Consider the following 20,827-nt stretch of genomic DNA (forward strand, 5'->3'; position numbering starts at 1 on the left):
ATTAAAATAAAAAGGCGCGAAAACACGCACCTTTTTTTATTTCATTCCTGGAAGTCCTCCTTTCATTCCTCCCATCATTTTCATTAATTGTTTTCCTCCTGGACCTTGCATCATTTTCATCATTTTACTCATTTGATCAAATTGTTTTAACAACTGATTTACTTCCTCTATTTTTCTACCTGATCCTTTGGCTATTCTATTTTTACGTTTAGTATCAATTAATGAGGGTTTACTTCTTTCTGCTGGTGTCATAGAGTAAATAATAGCTTCAATGTGTCTGAAAGCATCATCTTCAATTTCTACATCTTTTAGGGCTTTACTTGCTCCTGGTATCATACCTACAAGATCTTTCATATTCCCCATTTTCTTAACTTGTTGTATTTGAGCTAAGAAGTCATCAAAACCAAATTCGTTTTTAGCAATCTTACGTTGTAATTTACGAGCTTCTTCTTCATCGTACTGTGCTTGGGCACGTTCTACTAAAGACACAACGTCTCCCATTCCCAAAATACGGTCTGCCATACGTTCTGGATAAAACACATCAATAGCATCCATTTTTTCACCTGTACCAATAAATTTAATAGGTTTGTTAACAACGGATTTAATTGATATAGCAGCACCTCCACGTGTATCTCCATCTAATTTCGTAAGAACAACTCCATCAAAATTTAAACGATCATTAAATGCTTTGGCTGTATTGACTGCATCTTGACCTGTCATTGAGTCTACTACAAACAAGGTTTCATTTGGTGTAATTGTTTTATGAACATTAGCAATTTCTGTCATCATTTCTTCATCAACTGCTAAACGTCCTGCTGTATCGACTATAACTACGGTAAACCCATTTGATTTAGCGTATTTGATAGCATTTTGTGCTATTTCAACTGCATTTTTATTTTCTGGTTCTGAATATACTTCTACACCTATTTGTTCTCCTACAACATGTAGTTGGTTAATAGCTGCTGGACGATAAATATCACAGGCAACTAATAGGGGTTTTTTATTTTTCTTTGTTTTTAAGAAATTAGCTAATTTACCTGAGAAAGTTGTTTTTCCTGAACCTTGTAAACCAGACATCAAGATAACAGAGAAATTTCCTGATAGATTAATTCCTTGCGCATCACCTCCCATTAGCTCTGTTAATTCATCTTTTACGATTTTAACTAATAACTGCCCTGGTTGTAAGGTTGTTAATACATCTTGTCCTAATGCTTTTTCTTTTACTCTTGTTGTAAAATCTTTTGCAATTTTAAAATTAACATCAGCATCAAGCAACGCACGACGCACCTCTTTTAAGGTATCCGCAACATTTACTTCTGTAATTTTACCGTGTCCTTTTAATATATGAAACGCCTTATCTAACTTCTCTGATAAATTATTAAACATAATTCCTTATTTTTTTAGAAGTTGCAAAGATACTATAATTAAGAATTATCTAAAATTTTTAAAAATAATTTTTAGATTTTATTTTTTTATTTAATCAAATATTCTTTATAATATAACTAAAGATAGGGTAAATTAGTTTCTATAAAAAGAATCTTTTAATGATATAAATTCACTTCAAAAAAAAACCGTCTGTTTGTGTTCAGACGATTTTTTTTTTATATTACATAAAATATTTTTATGCTAATTTATTTTTTTGATCCCCATATTCCATAATGTAAATGCTTGTATATCTACATTTTCATTTATAGTAGCGGAAACTGATTTTCCAGCTCCATGTCCTGCATTTATATCAATACGTATCAAAGTGGGGTTTGTTCCTGATTGCTTATCTTGAAGTTCTGATACAAACTTAAAACTGTGTGCAGGCACTACTCTATCATCATGATCTCCCGTAGTTACTAAGGTTGCTGGATATTTTACTCCTTTTTTGACATTATGTATTGGCGAATATTTTTTGAGATACTCAAACATTTCTTTACTATCTTCTGTTGTTCCATAATCGTACCTCCATCCTGCTCCTGCGGTAAAGGTATGATAGCGTAACATATCTAACACTCCAACGGCTGGCAAAGCTACTTTCATTAAATCAGGACGCTGTGTCATGGTTGCTCCTACTAATAAACCTCCATTAGAACCTCCTCGAATTGCTAAAAAATCACTAGATGTAAATTTATTTTTTATGAGATATTCTGCTGCTGCTATAAAATCATTAAAAACATTTTGTTTTTGCAATTTAGTTCCTGCTATATGCCATTTTTTACCATATTCACCTCCTCCACGCAAATTGGCTACGGCATAAACTCCTCCATTTTCTAACCAAAGTGCATTTGAAACACTAAAATTAGGCATTAAACTTATATTAAATCCTCCGTATCCATATAATATAGTTGGATTTTTCCCGTTTAATTTAGTCCCTTTTTTATATGTTATAATCATTGGAACTTTTGTTCCATCTTTAGATTTATAAAACACTTGTTTTGATTCATACAGATCACTCTGAAAGTCTACTTTAGGTTTCTGATAAATAGCCGTCTCTCCTGTTTCTGGATTTAAAGAATAAATACTATTAGGAGTGTAATAATTAGAAAAAGAAAAATATAATGTTTTATCTTTTGGTTTTCCAGCAAAACCACTTGCTGAACCTATTCCTGGCAATTTAATTATGCGTATTAAGTTTCCTGAAAAATCATATTGTTTTACCATAGAAACGGCATCTTGCATATAGTGTGTAAAAATATATCCAGCTCCCACCGTGGAAGTTAATACATCCGTGGTTTCTTTTATCAAATCTTTCCAATTTTCTTGTTTTGGATTTGATAAATCAACTGTCACAATTTTTTTATTGGGTGCTTTATAATCCGTTGTTATATAAAAAACATCTTCTTTATTTTCTATTACATCATTATCTGAATCAAAATTATCTACTAAGGTTATAATGGGACTATTATTTTTCCTTAAGTCTTTTATATATAATTCATTACCATAAGTTGAATTAGATGCTGTTATGACTAAATAATGATTATCTCTTGTTACAAATCCTCCTACATATAATCTTTTTTTATCTAAACCAAAAACTATTTGATCATTTTTTTGTTTGGTTCCTAATTTATGATAATACAACTTATGTTGATCCGTTTTAGCTGATAATTCACTTCCTTTGGGCTTGTCATAACTGGAATAATAGAAACCCTCATTTTTATACCAAGAAACTGCACCAAATTTTACGTCTATTATTTTGGTATCTAATATTTTTTTGGTTTTGGCATCTATAATAATTATTTCTCTCCAATCTGATCCTCCTATAGAGATTTGATAAGCTACCTTACTTCCATCTTCTGAAAAGTTGACAGCTGCTAAGGATGTTGTTCCATCTTTAGAAAATGTATTAGGATCTAAAAATACTTCTTCTTTTCCGTGCTTATCTTTTCTATATAAAACAGATTGATTTTGCAAACCATTATTCTTATAATAATAAGTATAATCTCCTTCTATAAATGGGGAACTAATTTTTTCATAATTCCACATTTTTTCTAAACGCTCTTTCAATACAGCCCGATAAGGTATTTGATCTAAATATTTATAGGTAGCGGTATTTTGAGTCTTCACCCATGCCTCGGTCTCTAAGGAACGATCATCTTCAAGCCAACGATAAGGATCCTGAATAGCTGTTCCAAAATAGGTATCAACATGTTCCTTTTTTTTTGTTTCAGGATATTCCATAGAATTCATGTTTATTTTAGATTGTGCTATAGCCCCCAAACTAGTAGCCAAAATCACTGTAGATGTTAAAACTTTCATTTTTTAATTTATTTTAAACAAAAATACGTTTTCAAATGTTAGAAATACGTTAAAAAAAAGGCACTCTTTAAGAAAAGAGTGCTTTTTTGTCCAAAAATGAATTATTTTACAGTTTAAAATTAATTCCCAGTACAATATTTCTTCCCATATTTTGAATATTATCTGTCTTTAAACGAGACAGATGGGCTATATATTTTTGATTTAATATATTATTTGCTACAACATTCAAATTAAAATTTAATTTAAAAACAGAAAAATCACCTCCTAATCCAAAATTTAATAATGAGTAAGAGGATGTATTTTTTTCAAAAGTAGAAATATTATTTTGAGCAAAATTTGTTTCATAGTTAGCTAAAAGATAACCTTCTTTTATTGTCTTATTTATATTAAATTGGGCTTTTATCGTATTCATCCATTTGTTTGCGGGTATTAATGGTAAAAATTCGTCATTTTGTTTTTTACCTATTACCATTTCAAAACTAGAAGTTATATGCAACCAGTCTATAGGATGCGGGTGTAAATGCACTCCCATTTCTCCTCCATACAATTTAGCATTTGTCTGTTCATAAGTATAAACATCTTTGTCATCTATACGATCACCTGTTGGAGCTATATAGATATAATTTTTTATATGGTTATAAAACCCATTAGCAAATAATTCGATATGAGAATTTCCGTATTCTAAATTCAAATCTGCTTGAATATTTTGTTCATTTTTTAAATCTTCGTTTCCTTTTTCATAACGATTACTTCCTTCATGCACTCCGTTAGATGTAAGCTCAGCTAGATTAGGTGCTCTAAATCCAGTAGCTAGATTTAATCTCATAATAAAATTATCAAACAAATTTGTTTTATAACCTAAAGACGCATTAATACTTCTAAAATTTTTATCAATGGGCTTAAAATATCCTTCTTCGCCTTCTTCTCCATGTAAATCTGTTTTTACATTTCTTTTATCAAAACGAATTCCTGCTTGTAAAACTTTTTTATTCCAAGTATACATAGACGTTATCAAAACACCTAGATCATTTGTTTTTGCATCAGGTATTAAAAGTTCTTCTCCAGAGTTCTTATTAGTTTGATACATTCCTTGCACACCTACAATTGTTTCAAGATTGCCTATTTTAGGAGTGTAATATTTTAGATTATAATTTAGTGTCTGTAAATTCATATTCAATGAAGCTATTGGTGAATTTTCAAATTCTTTTCTTTTATTAGCCACATATCCTATTTCGGCTTCTAATTTTGAATTATTTAAAAATAATGTATTATTCCAGCTGGCTATTTGACCTATTATTAATTGTTTGGGATCAAGCGTTTTTTTAGACAAACTTTGCTCACTCAATTCTTCTGGCAAGCCTAAATCTAGATTATTAATATTATATCTTAATACAGATGAAAATCTTGAATGATAATATCCTAAAGCTATTTTAGCATCTGTTTCATTAAAACGTGAATTAGTTACTCTTTGATTTTCTCCTGTCAAATAATCTGAGTGTGTATTATGTGCTCCTCTAATAGAAAATTTCCAATGTTCACCTGATGATTTCAAGCCAAAACCTGTAGAACTTCCCTGAGTATTACTGAAATATTTTTGAGAAAAATGAGCGGCGTAAGCGCCTGATGGTGCAAATTTTTCTGGATTAAAATACAAGACCCCTCCTAAAGCATCTGAACCATATAATAGAGAAGCGGGTCCTTTTATAACTTCAACACTCTCTACACCGCTATCACTCAAGCCTAAACCGTGTTCTTCTCCAAACTGTTGATTTTCTAATCGTACACCTTGTGAATATACTAAAACACGATTGCTACTTAATCCTCTAATCACAGGTTTACCTATTGATACTCCTGTTGACACGTTAGAAATACCAGGTATTGTAGCAATATTTTCCATTAATGTTGCTCCTCCTTTTTGTTGTAATGCCTTTAATGAACTATGTTCTACTTTCATTACATTTTGGCTCTGAGCTTTATTAAATGCGGTAGAAACAATTACTTCTTCTATATGATGTGTATGTTCTTCTAATAAAACAACATCATAGGTATTCTCTTTTTTATTCAACATCACTATTGAGGTATAAACATCGTAATTTGGATGTGATAAAATAATTGAAAAAACTCCTGATGCTAATTTATCTATTTTAAAGTTCCCAAAATCATCTGTTATTGTTTCTTTGTGCAGTTCAGGAATTGAAATTGATACTCCTTTTATTTCTTCTTTATTTATGTTTGTAACTTTTCCTTTCAGAATATTTTGACTATATACAATAGCATTAAGCCCCAATAATAGGGCTATTATTTTTTTTCTCATTTAAGTTGGAATATTTTTATTGTTAATATGTGGGATATATAATAATTTAAACAATAAAAAATGGAGGCGCTCTGGTATTTTGTAAACTGCCATTGAAAAAACTTACTTTCTCAATATAACCAAACAAATACGCAGTATTGTAATCTATTGATTCAAATTCAATAGTAGGTAATACAAAATTTAAGTAATCACCAAAAGAATAATGGCAAACAAAACAGTCATCAAAATCTTGGTGACTATGTGAAACAACCGTATGCGAATGATCATACTTATGTTTACAATGGGGTGTCCTTAATTGTTCTATTAAATGTTCTAATGAATGCAAAGATTGGAATGCTAAGACAAAGCCTAACACTCCTAGTAGCAAGAAACTAACTATATTTATCTTTTTATTCATTTAACGAAAATAAACAATCCTTTTTTAATAACGAAAAAATATCTGTTTTTTTTAAACAAATCACAAAACTTGTCCTATTTCTTTTTTAAGATACGCAAGAGCTACCGATGTAGGAGATTCTTGATGGGATAACTGACTTACGATAACTTGACGTAAATCATCAGCATTTTTTATTTTTTCGTTTTTGGCATTTTTTTGAATGTTATGTATAACTGTATTCTTTGCAGTTAAAATAACATTCCAACAATTATCTGTTAAATAGATTTGCTGTGTAATATTATGTTCTAGTTCTTGCTCTATATGATCTATTAAAAAAACAGCATACAGCATTTTATCTTCACTCATTGGGGCTACTCTCATTAATAATTTAGAAGGATTAATACGTTCTAAAAACAAAGCCATTCTTTCGTATGCTTGTAATTTTAAAGGTAAAGAGTCTTTTTGATTTTCTTTTTGTAACAACCAATAGCGCATATTTTGTTGATCTTTGAAATATGCTTGAAAAAAATAATAAGCAACACCTGCTGTCACTACAGAAGGAATTGTATACGCAGCAATCTCTAATATGTTTATTGAACTCATTTTTTAAAAATACTTTTTATTAATTTATGATGTGAATACAAATAAACTCAAAAAAATTATTGTAATCCAATTTTAGTAGCAGTATTTTTGACCCTTTGATTTTTGGTTATGATTCAAGAGATAATAGAAAAACTAAATGATGCACAAAGAGCGCCTGTTTTACAAAAAGAAGGTGCCATGATTGTAATTGCTGGAGCTGGTTCGGGCAAAACACGTGTATTAACAGTTCGTATTGCTAACTTGATGAGTCAAGGAGTAGATGCTTTTAATATTTTGGCCTTAACTTTTACAAACAAAGCAGCTCGTGAGATGAAGGTCCGAATTGCAAGTATTGTAGGAAATAATGAAGCCAAAAACCTGTGGATGGGAACCTTTCACTCTATTTTTGCAAAAATTCTACGTATAGAATCCGAAAAACTAGGCTATCCTTCTAACTTTACTATTTACGATTCTCAAGACTCTGTGCGTTTGATAGGACAAATTATTAAGGAAATGCAATTAGACAAGGATATTTATAAACCCAAACAAATATTAAGTAGGATATCACAATACAAAAATAGTCTTGTTACAGTAAAAGCATACTTTAATAATCCTGAATTACAAGAAGCCGATGCCATGAGCAAAAAGCCTCGATTAGGTGAAATTTATCAAAATTATGTTGAGCGTTGTTTCAAATCAGGAGCTATGGATTTTGATGATTTGTTATTAAAAACCAATGAACTTTTAACTCGTTTTCCTGATGTCTTGATGAAATATCAAGATCGTTTCCGATATATTTTAGTAGATGAGTATCAAGATACTAATCATTCTCAATATTTAATTGTTAAGGCACTCTCTGATCGTTTTCAAAATATTTGTGTTGTGGGAGATGATGCTCAAAGTATCTACGCTTTTAGAGGAGCTAATATTAATAACATCCTAAATTTTCAAAAAGACTATGAGAATGTGCAAATGTATCGTTTGGAACAGAATTACCGTTCTTCAAAAAATATAGTAGAAGCAGCAAATAATGTTATTGATAACAATAAAACGAAACTTGATAAAGTAGTATGGACTGCTAACGATAATGGTCCTAAAATAAAAGTACACCGAAGTTTAACCGATGGTGAAGAAGGAAGATTTGTAGCATCTAGTATTTTTGAAGACAAAATGCAAAATCAAAAAAAGAACAGTGATTTTGCTATTTTATATCGTACCAATGCACAATCTCGCGCTATGGAAGACGCATTGCGAAAACGAGATATTCCTTATAGAATTTATGGAGGTCTCTCTTTTTATCAAAGAAAAGAAATTAAAGACGTACTTTCTTATCTAAGATTAGTAGTAAATCCTAAAGATGAAGAAGCATTAGTACGCGTTATTAATTATCCTGCCCGAGGCATTGGCGATACTACCGTAGAAAAATTAACCGTAGCCGCCAATTATTATAAACGTTCCATTTTTGAAGTTATGGAACACGTTGACAAAATTGATTTAAAATTAAATTCAGGTACAAAACAACGAATAAGTGATTTTGTAACCATGATCAAAAGTTTTCAGGTCATCAACGAAAATCAAGATGCCTTTTATCTAACAGAACATGTTACTAAAAAAACGGGACTCGTTCAAGAACTAAAAAAAGACGGAACCCCTGAAGGTATTGCCAGAATAGAAAATATTGAAGAATTACTAAATGGTATTAAGGACTTTATAGAAGGACAAAAAGAAGTGGATGGAGCTAGAGGTGCTTTATCTGAATTTTTAGAAGATGTAGCTTTAGCTACGGATTTAGACAATGATACAGGCGATGATGATCGTGTAGCATTGATGACTATTCACTTAGCCAAAGGACTTGAGTTCCCTACTGTTTTCATTGTAGGTATGGAAGAAGATTTATTTCCTAGTGCTATGAGTTTAAATACTAGAAGTGAACTAGAGGAAGAAAGACGACTTTTTTATGTAGCTCTCACACGAGCTGAACATCAAGCTTACTTAACCTATGCTCAATCTCGTTATAGATGGGGTAAATTAATAGATTCAGAACCTTCTCGTTTTATAGAAGAAATTAATTCCCAATATTTAGAATTTTTGTCTCCTGTAGAAACAAATTATCGTTACAAACCTACTATCAATGCTGATATTTTTGGAGAAGTAGACAAATCCAAACTACGCTTACAAAAACCTATTGCGGGTACACCTCCTAAACAAATTAACACAGAGCCAACATCTAACCCTGCAATTAGACGCTTAAAGCCTTTATCTAATCCTACATCAGGATCCGAAATTAGCAATACAACTAACAATACAGGTTTAACAATTGGTAATATTGTTATGCACGAACGATTTGGTAAAGGACAGGTATTAAATCTTGAAGGTGTTGGAGCAGATAAAAAAGCAGAAATACGTTTTGAAATTGGAGGTATTAAAAAATTATTATTACGTTTTGCTAAATTAAACATAATAGGATAAAATTTAAGAAATACACGTTTTATCCTTTATTATGATTCAAAAGAGGTTGTCCAAAATATGATTTATACTAATTTGTTCAACCTCTTCCTTTTTCTAAAAATACCTAAAGTAAAATTGATTAATTAAAAGAACAAAACTACGGTTATACTATCCACAATTTTTTTAAATTCAAACAAGAACCTAAAAATTTACAGACCTAATTTCAATGCCTTAATAAAAATATTTTAATTCTCTAAAATACAACCCCTTTATTGAATTTATGTTGAAGAATAAAAAATAAAATACATAGAAATTTTTATCTGTAATTATTTTCTACCACGTAACTTTAATTAGATTTTATTTATAAATTCTACTAACTGTTTAACCGCTTTTGCTCTATGACTTATTTTTGATTTTTCTTCAAGCGTTATCTCTGCAAAAGTATTTTCATATCCATCAGGGATAAAAATAGGATCATACCCAAAACCATTAAGTCCTCTTTGCTCAAACGTTATTTTTCCATCTATCGTTCCTGTAAACAAATACTGCTGATTCTTTAAATTAAGTGCTATAACCGTTTTAAAATTAGCTTTACGATTCAGCTCTCCAGACAATACACTTAAAAGTTTATCCATATTCTTTTGGTCATCTTTTTCTTCTCCAGCATATCTTGCAGAAAAAACACCTGGTTCTCCATTAAGAGCCTCCACTTCTAGCCCACTATCATCAGCAAAACAAGCATAACCGTAATGTTGAGTAATATAATCTGCTTTAAGCCTTGCGTTCCCTTCAATAGTTGTAGCCGTTTCTGGTATATCAACCAAACAATTAATATCCTTCAAGCTTAATATTTCAATTTCATCAGGTATTAGTCTTTTGATTTCCTTTATTTTATTTTGGTTATTAGATGCGAAGACTATTTTCATATTCTAGTTTTTTGTAAAGCAAGATACTATTTTTCAGAATAAAATTTAACATAATATACGGAAAATCCACACTAATTTTTATACTCGATCACATACCTTTGTATACGTTCTTAATCAATTAAAACAGACTAAATTTTTTAAACGAATTTTCGATAAAGTAACTACTAACTGATTTTGTATTATTGGGTAATTTTCTTAAAATTTTCTATTCATTAGTAGAAAAACTACCGCTTTATCTTATTTTTTTTGTTTTTGGGAGATATACAATTATCGTTTAAAAATTTATCAAAAAAAAGCTATGCAATTGTTTGCATAGCTTTTTTTAATTAGATTAAAATATTTAACATAATGTATGGATTATCCGTAATAAAAATAATCTTTAATTATCTATCTTTGGGTACGTTCTTAATCAATTAAATTTAAACGAATTTTCGATAAAGTAACTACTATGTAAATTTTGTATTATTGGGTAATTTCTTAAAATTTTCTATTGATTAGTAGAAACACTACAACTTTATCTTATTTTTTGTTTTTGGGAGATATACAATTATCGTTTAAAAATTTATTAAAAAACAGCTATGCAATTATTTGCATGGCTGTTTTTAATTATACACAATACATAAAACATCTATCACAAAAACACTTCTCATTTAGCTCTTTTTCAACACATTATTAATCAAGTAAAAATAAATTTTCAACCATTTTTTCAATAAAAACAACCAGTAGCTGATTTTCAATTATTAGACACATTTTACAAAATCCTCTATCTATCAACACAAAACTCTATTTTTCTTTTTGAAAAACACAAATAAAGCTTAAAGACTCTTATAACAAAAAACAAACTTTAACATAATATACGGCAAACCCGTAAATAAATTCATTTTCAATCATCTACCTTTGAAACACGTTCTTAATCAAGTAAACAAACTAAATTTTTAAACGAACTTTAGATAAAGCAAACTACTAATCATGTTTTGTATTTTATTGGGTAATTTTCTTCACAAAATATTATTGATTAGCAGAAACACCACTCTTTATCTTATTTTTTTGTTTTTGGGAGATATAAAATTATCGTTTAAAAATTTATATTTAAAAGAGGCTGTACAAAAAGTAATAAATCAACCGCAGTTTGTCACTCCGGCGTAAAGAAGGTTCTTATAATCAACATTATGTGATTCCTCCCTTTGGTCGATGACAAGATTGCGAATTTTTTGAACAGTCTCTTTTTTTATTCTATAAATTCCTATATCTAGTTTTTAAGATATATTATGGTTTCACCCAGAAATTTATTTTAAACACATTATTAAAAAAATCAATACAAAAACAATACGTATACAACTCCATTATAAATATTGAAGAATTTCAAGAAGAAATGAACCGTAACCATAACGAAGCCTGATTATAAAAAAAGGGGATCCATAAGACCAAAAGAAACCTTAATCACAGTAATAAAAAACGCTTATCGTATATACAGAATAATATCCTGATTCCATCCTCTTAAGAAGGAAAAACAACCTAAACGTTATTCAAAAAAGGAAACAATAGAATTTAATACACGGAAAAAATCTTTTTTAAATTCAATAAATTTCTAATGTGCAATTTAGATTAGACATTCATTTTTAAAATTTTAAAACAAAAAAGGTTTATTGAAAAAAATCCAACAAACCTTTATAAACAAATTCTTTAAATTAATTAAAGTATTACAATAAAATGAATATACTTAGAACAAGAGCATATAGTTCTTTATAAAATATTACTTTTTTAATCATTGGGATACATTAAAATTTCGGCTGGCTCAAAAGATACCTTTCCCTTTGGTTCTACAAAGTACTTTAAAATAACTTCTCCCCAACCTGATTCTCCTGTAAAATCAGCAATTATCCAACGATGATTTAAAAAACGAACTTTATTAATTACCATCCCTTCGTATGAAACTAAAGGATTTCCTTTGGGATTATTATTCATTTCTACTAATTGCTCTTTTATTCGAGGCATTAATTCATCTATATTCTGATCTTCAAAATAATCTCTGGCCTTATCATTGTACATTAATGAAAAATAATCACCTTCTTCTTTTTCTGCAACAATCTTAGCTATTGAATCTTTTATCTTTTTCTTGTATTTTTCTGTTGTTTTGCTATCATGATTAAATTTTTTAGTAGCATACATCAATTGAAAAATATTCATTAAAACGGAAAAGATGAATCCGTATAAAAGTAATTTTCTCATATATTAAATGGTTATTTCTAAATTATCATAAGCAACCCATACATTATCTGGTAATTTTTTTTGAATTTCTTCATGAAACCCAAACAAATGACTTATATGAGTTAAATAAGCTCTCTTTGGTTTTACTTTTTTTATTAATGTCAAGGCTTCCTCTAAGTTAAAGTGTGTGTCATGTAATTCTTCTCGTAACGCGTTAATCACTAAAACTTCCAATCCTAAAAGTTTATTTAATTCTTCTTCATCAATACTTTTAACATCAGTTAAATAAGCAAAACGATCCAAACGATAACCAAAGGTTTGTAAGTTACCGTGCCAAACACTTATTGGCTCTATTATTTTATCCTTTATTTTTATTACTTGTCCATTAATTACCCTATGTTCATCTACACTAGGAGCTCCTGGATATTTATCAACTTTTTCAAAGATATAATCAAATCTTTTTTCTAAATTTTTCAAAACCCGTTCATGTGCATAAATAGATATATTCCCTTGCTTAAAGAAAAAAGGGCGTATATCATCTAGACCTGCCGTATGATCAGCATGTTCATGTGTAAAAAAAAGAGCATCAATTTTAGAACATTTAGACAAGAGCATTTGTTGTCTAAAATCAGGACCACAATCTATTATAAAAGAATCATGATCCCATTGAATCCATACAGAAACACGCAAACGTTTGTCTCTTACATCCTCACTTAAACAAACAGGATGATCACTCCCAATAACGGGTATTCCTTGTGAAGTTCCCGTACCTAAAAAATATATTTTCAATAGAAATCCTTTTTGCACAAAAATAAATATTATTTGATAAAAAATAAGGCTTTTACTACCTTTGCCTCGTATTTAATTATGAAGATGAAAGATCTACAAAACGAAATTAGATTAAAAGGAGATAGAGAGATTGAACAAATCCCTTCTATAAGTGATAAAGCCCTAAGAATCAATCTAAACGAAAACATATACGGTACTTTTGCCGAAATAGGTGCTGGACAAGAAACTGTTAGACATTTTTTTAGAGCTGGAGCTTCTTCTGGCACTATTGCCAAAGCAATGAGTGCGTATGATAAGGATTTTAGTGATGCTATTTATGGTATAGAAGATGATGGCCGTTATGTTACAGAAAGTCGCTTACGTAAAATGCTTCAACACGAAATTGAATTAGTTGAACAACGACTCAAAAGAGAAAAACATCCTAATAAATTATTTTTTAGTTATGCAAACACGGTAGCTACTATAGATTTTGCAAAACAATACAAAGGACATGGATGGGTGGGGATTATTTTTCAATTAGACCCAGATGAAGCATATAATGAAATTATTCTTCATATTCGTTTCAAAGAAAATGATGCTAAATTACAACAAGAAACTTTAGGTAAATTAGGCGTAAACTTAATTTACGGTGCTTTTTATAAATACAATGATCCTAAACGTTTATTGCGCTATCTATACGATCATATAGACAAAGACCAATTAGAAATTGATACTGTAAATTTTTCAGGACCTCGTTTCAACCAAGTTGACAACCGCTTAATGAGTTTACAATTAGTACGCAATGGTATGACTGATGCCGTTATGTTTGATCCTAATGCCAAAAACGTATTACCCGCTCAAATCTTATATAAGAAAAATATTTTAGCTCTTAGAGGGAGTTTTCGTCCTGTTACGAAAGTAAACATGGATATGTATGAAAAATCACTACAAATGTTTCTTCAAGAAAACAAAGTAAAAGAAGAAAACACTCTTGTGGTCTTTGAAATTACTCTATCTAATTTACGTTCCGATGGCGAAATTGATGAAAAAGATTTCTTAGATCGCGCAGAATTACTTTGCTCATTAGGACAAACTGTTCTCATTTCAAATTTCCAAGAATATTATAAAGTTGTAGAATATTTCTCTAACTATACCAAAGAGCGTATGGGACTTGCTATGGGAGTAAACAACTTAATTGATATTTTTGATGAAAAGTACTATCGTCACTTAAGTGGTGGTATCTTAGAAGCTTTCGGTAAATTATTCTATCGTGATATGAAAGTTTATTTGTATCCTATGGAAGATGAAGATGGAACCATTCTTACTTCTCAAAACCTTAAAGTCCATCCTAGAATGAAAGAATTATATAAATTCTTTGCTTACAATGGAAAAGTAATTGATATTACAGATTTTGACAAATCCCATTTAAAAATATTTTCTCGAGAAGTCCTAAAAATGATTGGATCTGGTCAGCCAGGTTGGGAAGAAATGCTCCCAAAAGGTATTGCAGAACTAATTAAACGCGATCATCTTTTTAGTTGTGACGAAAACAAAAAGATAGAAAAAGTATAACTTTACACTATAAAATATTAAAAAACGACTTAGATAACTCACCCTAAGTCGTTTTTTATTAGATCTTCTAAAACACACCGTTTTTATTTCATTATGATAAGTAACTCTTCAATTACATAGCCCGTCTCAAATCCAAAAACTAATCAAACATTAGACTCGTATTATAAATTTTAATATTCCGCACACCTTTTTATAACTTTTCCTAATTAATTTAAAAAAGAAACATCTTTTCTTTTGATAATAGTTACTCCTTGTATCTAAAAATTAATCTCTTTTTGCTCATTGTATAGAGTCTAAGATTTTTTTATTTTTTGAGAACAAAAAAGTTATTTTATTTTCATAAAAATACTTTAATTTAATTGTTCTTGAAAAGCTCCTATAACGACCTCTGCTTCTAGCATTTGATTAGGCGACTTTTCCATTAAATAAAGTACTCTTTTCATAGCACTTGGGTTTAATCCCATATTAATCCCTATTTCAAATATTTTCTCTTTTTCTCTAGTATGCAAAACCCCATCACAGTGCATCAATAAAGCCAGTCTATAAAACTGCAAAACACGTTGAAACTCATCTTTCAACACTTGTTTTTCTTCTTTCAAATTAAATAACTCCAAAAATTTTGCTTTATCTATCTCTAATTCTTGCGCCACTATCCAGAGAAAATCATATTCTCTATCATGTAATTCTCCATCTATAACCGCAAATGCAATCATTTCTTGTAACAAATTAATCTTTTCTTTTTGGATACTCATACTTATTTCATTTCCTAACAAATCTATAATTTTTGTACTGAATATGCAAAAACAAATATGATAGTATCCTGTGAACAAGCCGTTTTATACGATAAATAATAAAGATTAAAACCGTATCTTTGAAAAAAATTAATGTCACATGACAAACAACGATATATTTAAAAAATTAAGAGTTGCTCTTCAACTTAGAGACGATCAAATAGTAGAAATTCTTGGACTCGTAGATTTTAGAATTTCAAAGGGTGAATTAGGAAATATTTTTCGCAATGAAGATCATCCTAAATATATGGAATGTGGTGATCAGATACTTCGTAATTTCTTAAATGGTCTAATTCTTTTTTTAAGAGGAAACAAAGAAGCTCCCAAAAATCCTTTGGAAGTTTTACAAATAAACAAAGAAAATATTAAAAAAAATCAATCTGATAAACCTATCGAAAAGAAGTCAGTTGACAAAACATTTAAGTCAGCAGACAAGCAAACTTCTTTTAAAAAAAACACCAAAACTTCAAATCCTGTTTTCGAATCTGTACGTTTTAAAAACGGTAAGAAAAAAAGCTAATACTATCGTTTCCTCTTACTTATTACGTAAAGAGGAAACATCTATTCATTATTTTAACTCTCTTTTTCTAGATATTTTTCACAAAACACTCTTTTTAACACTGCCTTTTTCTTAAACACATTGTTAATTTTACTTTAAACTCTAAGAAATATCATAAGGTTTAACTACATTAGCAAAGACAATTCTAGTTATGAGATATTTTATATTTATATTTTTAAGCTTTTTAGCTTCTCCTGTTTTGGGGCAAGAAACCACCGTAAAAGGAACTATCATCAACAACAATACCTTAACTCCAATTTGGAATGTTAATATAGTGAATACCAATAAAGTTCGTGGTGCTATATCAGATGCCAAAGGAAATTTTGAAATCAAAGCTGATGTAAATGACAATTTACTTATTTCTTGTTTAGGATTTCAATCTATTGAAATTAGAGTAACTAATGACTGGATAAAAAATCAAAATTTCCGAATAAAATTAACTGAAAAAGCTTATGCTTTAGAAGAAATTGTAATTCCTCCTTATGAACTTACAGGTTATTTAGAAGTAGACTCTAAATTAATTCCAGAACGAGAAAATTATTGGTACTCTATAGCAGGTCTTACCAAACGATACGAAGGAGGCGAAAACTCACCTAATGCTTTTAACAGGGTAATTGGTTCTTTATTTAATCCTGCCGATGCTCTTTATAATTTCTTTGGAAAGAAGCCAACAGAACTCAAGAAATTAAAAGAGTTAAGAAAAGATGACAACATAAGAAATATACTACAAAATCGTTATGATCGTCAAACCATTTATCTAATGTTTGGTATCAATGAAAAAGAATTAAATGAAATTCTGGAACGCTGTAATTATTCTGAATCTTTCATAAAAACAGCCAATGATCTTCAAATTCTAGATGCCATCAATGGTTGTTATGAGGAATATAAAATACTTAAGAAAAAATAATTTTTTATTTTTTTAAACATTTAAAATAAAAAGATGTTCTAAAAGCTGAACTCACTTTTTAAGAATCTGATATATAACCATCATAGGTATCCGAATATTTTAATAATAAAAGAGACTGCCCAAAAAGTTCGCAATCTTATTCATTTCGACCAAAGGAAGAAATCACATAATATTGACTACAAGACTCTTACTTACGTCAGAGTAACAAACTATGTGTTGATTTATTACTTTTCAAACAGCCTCTTTTCTTTTACAAAAAAAAGTTAATCATGATCTGGCGTAGGTGCTTCTACAGGGACACTATTTGATTTATCAATTGTAAAATTTAGACCACAAAATATAAAATGCAAATTTGTATTTGTTTTTAAACCAAAATCTCTTTGAAATAAATAACCTAAGGATACTCCAAAATCTTTGGAAAGTTGATAACCTCCACCTATATACATCCTATTTCTTTTTATAACAGGATTATCTGGTCCTAAAAATAGCTCATCATACGTATTTACAAAAAAAGTATTAGTATCAACTTTCTTATTATTAATAGGTACAATAATATTTATTCGATTTCTATAACGTTCTGTATTTGTATTTATATCTGTAATAGGATTATGAAAAAGTCTTTTTTCTCCCCTCATTCTATTTTCAAATTTAACACGTCCAATTGTTTTTGTATAAGTATACTGTAGCCAGAAGCGTAATTCTTCGTTTGAAATAGTTTTTTCTCTATAATTAGCATATCTTCCTAAACCTAAAAAAGCTTGATTACTTGAATTTATATTATATCCGCTTCCTCCTTTTACTTCATAATAATCAACAGTGGTCAAATCAACAATTGATCGAGCTTGCAACTCGCCATAGACATACCATTTTTTATTAAATTTATACGTTAATGAAAGAGTAGAAAAACCAGACAAATGCTCTTCGTTTTGTCCTAAAACATTTCCCGTAATAAAGATTAGTAACAGGATTAGATTTTTTTTTTTCATGTTTAGTGTTAGATTAAAAAAATTTTAAATTAAAGTTGTGTGCTGTATATTGAATTATTGTTTTTTTAACTTGGGTTATGTTTTATACCCTGTTATGAAAGAATGTATATTTTTTTCTTATGAATATCTTTTTAGTAAATTAATAACAATAAACGAAGTATTTTTTAGATTCAAACTCTTTTTTTATCTGTAATAAGTTTATAATATATAATCTAGGTTTAAAAAAAAAGAGGCTAAAATAGCCTCTTTTTAGAGAAATAGTATAATTAATTAAAAACTGACAAAATATAATAAATAATTGCAGCAACTAATGCTGATACAGGAATGGTTAAAATCCAAGCCCAAATTAAATTAATGGTTACTCCCCATCTTACTGCGCTTAATCGTTTAGTAGCTCCTACTCCTATAATAGACCCTGTGATTGTATGTGTTGTAGATACAGGAACCCCCATTTGAGAAACAGTAAAAAGCGTTAAGGCACCAGCTGTTTCAGAACAAACCCCTTCTAAAGGAGTAACTTTGGTAATTTTCGTTCCCATTGTTTTTACGATTTTCCAACCGCCCATCAAAGTTCCTAAACCTATCATTAAATAACAACCAAAAGCAATCCATATAGGCATTGTTTTATTTGTAACCTTAGTTTCTATTTTTGCTTTGATCTCTTCTTTTAACTTTCCTTTTTCATCTACATACTTTGCAAAAATTTTAGCATAACGATAAGAAGAATTTAATTGTTTGTCTTTAAAAATAACTTCTTTTGTATCTGTATCATGTACATCTTTTTTATCAGTATATACATGTAATGTTTTTAGCTCTTTAGCCGCTTTTTCAAAGTTACTCAAATCAATATTTTCTTTTTTCAAATGTAAAATAAAAGGATTATTAGGATTAATTCCTGCTACTAACTTTTCATCTTCATAAATATTTTGTTTTGCAGATAAATCAATAATCTTTTTACCATCTACATAAATTGTATCTTTATCAAAGATACCAATAGCTGGTTTAAATTTTTTAATTTTACCTTCGTCGTTAGTATATTTCACTTGTAAAACTTCTGTTACTTGTAATAAACTAGGTACTTCTCCTTTTACCTCTCCTCTTCTTACTCCATTAGCATATACGATACAAGCGGCACAAATAATCCCCATTACTTTTTGAGAATCGGCTCCACCATGACCTAATGAAAAGGCTGCGGAAGATAATAATTGTAGTTTTTTGTATAAATTACCTTCTTTCATAGCTGTATTATTTTTACCTACAACTATTTCAAAAATGATAAAAATTAACACAAACGAAGACAATAAAACGCCTATGATCCAAATCATAATGGGCTTGATATCAAAAATATCTTTATAAGCCCAAGTCATATAAACTGTAAAAACGGTTAACAGGATATAACAGAACAATTTTATAAAGAAATTTCTTTGAATTGTCATGAGTGTAATAACAAAAGATATAACTCCCCCTATAATTGGTGCTAAAACAATAAACATCAGGGGTTTTGTAATTTCTTCTAACTTCAAAACATCAAATCCTGCATGTGCTACGGCTGCGCCCGCAAATCCACCAATAAGAGTATGGGAAGAAGAAGAAGGAATTCCTAACCACCATGTTAATAAATTCCATACTGTAGCTGCTAATAGACCTGATAAAATAACCCATAAATCAATAACTGAGTTATCTACTGTTTTCGCTACTGTATTACCTACACTCATATCAAAAACCCAATAAGCGGCGAAGTTAAATATTGCAGCCCATATTACAGCCTGAGTTGGTGATAATACCTTTGTTGAAACCACTGTAGCAATCGAATTGGCCGCATCGTGAAAACCGTTAACCAAGTCGAAGCCCATAGCTACAACAATTATTATAATTAATAAAGCAAATTCCATTTTTTTAAATAATTTAGAGCGACTAAGCGTGTTTAACTGAAATTGCTTCTAAAGTTCTAGATACGTCCTTACATTTATCTGTTGCTTTATGTAAAGCATATAATACTTCTTTGTATTTAATAATATTAACAACATCTGTTTCATTTTCAAACAACTCAGCTACTGCCTTATCAAATACTAAATCGGCTTTACTTTCCAATTTATTTATTTTCTTAACAGCACTGTTAATTTTGTCTAAATTTTTTAAATCTTTCAACTCTAACACTGCTCCATTAATATGAGTACAAGCCTCTAAAGTGATCTCAGTTAATTTACGAATAGATTTATTAATTTTAACTACGTTATATAAGTTCATACGATTAGAGGCCGTATAAATATTATTGGCTACATCTGTAATAGTAGTAATTAACATGTGAATATCTTCACGATCAAAAGGAGTAATAAAATTTCTACTTAGTTCAATATTCATTTTATGGTTTACACTTTCAATATCAGCTACTAATTGTTCTACTTGTTTATAGTAGTTCGTTCTATTTTCCATTTCGCTTTTTCCTATATTTACAGCTTCATGTAAATTTTCAGATAAAGCAAGTAAATCTGTTGTTGCCTTAGTAAACAAAGGATAAAAAGTTGTATCTTTTGGTGAAAAGAATTTTAGTACGTCTCTAAATGCCATTTTTAATCAATTTAATTTCGAAAGCAAAAATACCCCGAGTGTGTTAAGTTAATGTTAAGTCAAGATGAATTAGGTATT

General features: G+C 29.5%; 16 protein-coding genes. 4 read left to right on the forward strand and 12 right to left on the reverse strand.

Going from position 1 to position 20,827, the window contains the following annotated elements; translation table 11 throughout:
- Window positions 1-36: 36 nt before the first annotated feature.
- The 5 genes from ffh to AWN65_RS07430 all read right to left on the reverse strand — a co-directional run bounded on the left by ffh (window position 37) and on the right by AWN65_RS07430 (window position 7,037).
- Complete coding sequence (ffh, locus tag AWN65_RS07410; RefSeq protein WP_060382575.1) at window positions 37-1,386, reverse strand: signal recognition particle protein; 1,350 nt, start codon at window positions 1,384-1,386, stop codon at window positions 37-39.
- 240 nt (window positions 1,387-1,626) lie between these two features.
- Window positions 1,627-3,744 carry a prolyl oligopeptidase family serine peptidase gene (locus AWN65_RS07415; protein WP_060382576.1) on the reverse strand — a complete coding sequence of 706 codons (2,118 nt, stop codon included), beginning with the start codon at window positions 3,742-3,744 and terminating at the stop codon, window positions 1,627-1,629.
- A gap of 106 nt (window positions 3,745-3,850) precedes the next feature.
- The gene (locus tag AWN65_RS07420; protein WP_060382577.1) at window positions 3,851-6,058 is read right to left on the reverse strand and encodes a TonB-dependent receptor; all 2,208 of its coding nucleotides are present in this window, start codon (window positions 6,056-6,058) and stop codon (window positions 3,851-3,853) included.
- A 46-nt stretch (window positions 6,059-6,104) separates the two neighbouring features.
- On the reverse strand, window positions 6,105-6,425 hold the full coding sequence (locus AWN65_RS07425; protein ID WP_123861975.1) for a hypothetical protein: 321 nt from the start codon (window positions 6,423-6,425) through the stop codon (window positions 6,105-6,107).
- A 90-nt stretch (window positions 6,426-6,515) separates the two neighbouring features.
- Window positions 6,516-7,037: a DUF7935 family protein gene (locus AWN65_RS07430; protein WP_060382579.1), complete on the reverse strand. Its 522-nt coding sequence runs from the start codon at window positions 7,035-7,037 to the stop codon at window positions 6,516-6,518.
- Between the two features lie 108 nt (window positions 7,038-7,145).
- Between AWN65_RS07430 and AWN65_RS07435 the strand changes: the two genes are divergently transcribed.
- Window positions 7,146-9,485 carry an ATP-dependent helicase gene (locus AWN65_RS07435; protein WP_262914950.1) on the forward strand — a complete coding sequence of 780 codons (2,340 nt, stop codon included), beginning with the start codon at window positions 7,146-7,148 and terminating at the stop codon, window positions 9,483-9,485.
- Window positions 9,486-9,814: 329 nt separating this feature from the next.
- On the opposite strand, the gene AWN65_RS07440 is transcribed toward AWN65_RS07435, so the two are convergent.
- The 3 genes from AWN65_RS07440 to AWN65_RS07450 all read right to left on the reverse strand — a co-directional run bounded on the left by AWN65_RS07440 (window position 9,815) and on the right by AWN65_RS07450 (window position 13,387).
- Window positions 9,815-10,390 carry a non-canonical purine NTP diphosphatase gene (locus AWN65_RS07440; RefSeq protein WP_060382580.1) on the reverse strand — a complete coding sequence of 192 codons (576 nt, stop codon included), beginning with the start codon at window positions 10,388-10,390 and terminating at the stop codon, window positions 9,815-9,817.
- A 1,761-nt stretch (window positions 10,391-12,151) separates the two neighbouring features.
- Window positions 12,152-12,619, reverse strand: a complete 468-nt coding sequence (locus AWN65_RS07445) for a hypothetical protein (RefSeq protein WP_060382581.1) — start codon at window positions 12,617-12,619, stop codon at window positions 12,152-12,154.
- Window positions 12,620-12,622: 3 nt separating this feature from the next.
- Window positions 12,623-13,387 (reverse strand): MBL fold metallo-hydrolase, encoded by a 765-nt coding sequence (locus AWN65_RS07450; protein ID WP_060383857.1) that lies wholly within the window; start codon window positions 13,385-13,387, stop codon window positions 12,623-12,625.
- Between the two features lie 84 nt (window positions 13,388-13,471).
- Between AWN65_RS07450 and AWN65_RS07455 the strand changes: the two genes are divergently transcribed.
- Complete coding sequence (locus AWN65_RS07455) at window positions 13,472-14,938, forward strand: TonB-dependent receptor (protein ID WP_060382582.1); 1,467 nt, start codon at window positions 13,472-13,474, stop codon at window positions 14,936-14,938.
- Between the two features lie 350 nt (window positions 14,939-15,288).
- Here the strand turns inward: AWN65_RS07455 and AWN65_RS07460 are convergent, their stop codons facing one another.
- A complete protein-coding gene (locus AWN65_RS07460) occupies window positions 15,289-15,690 on the reverse strand; it encodes a TerB family tellurite resistance protein (protein WP_060382583.1) in 402 nt (133 codons plus the stop codon).
- Window positions 15,691-15,829: 139 nt separating this feature from the next.
- On the opposite strand from AWN65_RS07460, the gene AWN65_RS07465 reads away from it, so the two are divergent.
- A complete protein-coding gene (locus AWN65_RS07465) occupies window positions 15,830-16,249 on the forward strand; it encodes a DUF1456 family protein (RefSeq protein WP_060382584.1) in 420 nt (139 codons plus the stop codon).
- A gap of 190 nt (window positions 16,250-16,439) precedes the next feature.
- Complete coding sequence (locus AWN65_RS07470) at window positions 16,440-17,195, forward strand: carboxypeptidase-like regulatory domain-containing protein (protein WP_060382585.1); 756 nt, start codon at window positions 16,440-16,442, stop codon at window positions 17,193-17,195.
- Between the two features lie 263 nt (window positions 17,196-17,458).
- On the opposite strand, the gene AWN65_RS07475 is transcribed toward AWN65_RS07470, so the two are convergent.
- The 3 genes from AWN65_RS07475 to AWN65_RS07485 form a co-directional block, all read right to left on the reverse strand.
- The gene (locus AWN65_RS07475) at window positions 17,459-18,181 is read right to left on the reverse strand and encodes a DUF2490 domain-containing protein (RefSeq protein WP_060382586.1); all 723 of its coding nucleotides are present in this window, start codon (window positions 18,179-18,181) and stop codon (window positions 17,459-17,461) included.
- Between the two features lie 266 nt (window positions 18,182-18,447).
- On the reverse strand, window positions 18,448-20,073 hold the full coding sequence (locus AWN65_RS07480) for an inorganic phosphate transporter (protein WP_060382587.1): 1,626 nt from the start codon (window positions 20,071-20,073) through the stop codon (window positions 18,448-18,450).
- 22 nt (window positions 20,074-20,095) lie between these two features.
- Window positions 20,096-20,749 carry a DUF47 domain-containing protein gene (locus AWN65_RS07485; protein ID WP_060382588.1) on the reverse strand — a complete coding sequence of 218 codons (654 nt, stop codon included), beginning with the start codon at window positions 20,747-20,749 and terminating at the stop codon, window positions 20,096-20,098.
- Between the last annotated feature and the right edge of the window lie 78 nt (window positions 20,750-20,827).

Origin of the sequence: Flavobacterium covae (genome assembly GCF_001534645.1) — a bacterium.
Classification (GTDB): domain Bacteria; phylum Bacteroidota; class Bacteroidia; order Flavobacteriales; family Flavobacteriaceae; genus Flavobacterium; species Flavobacterium covae.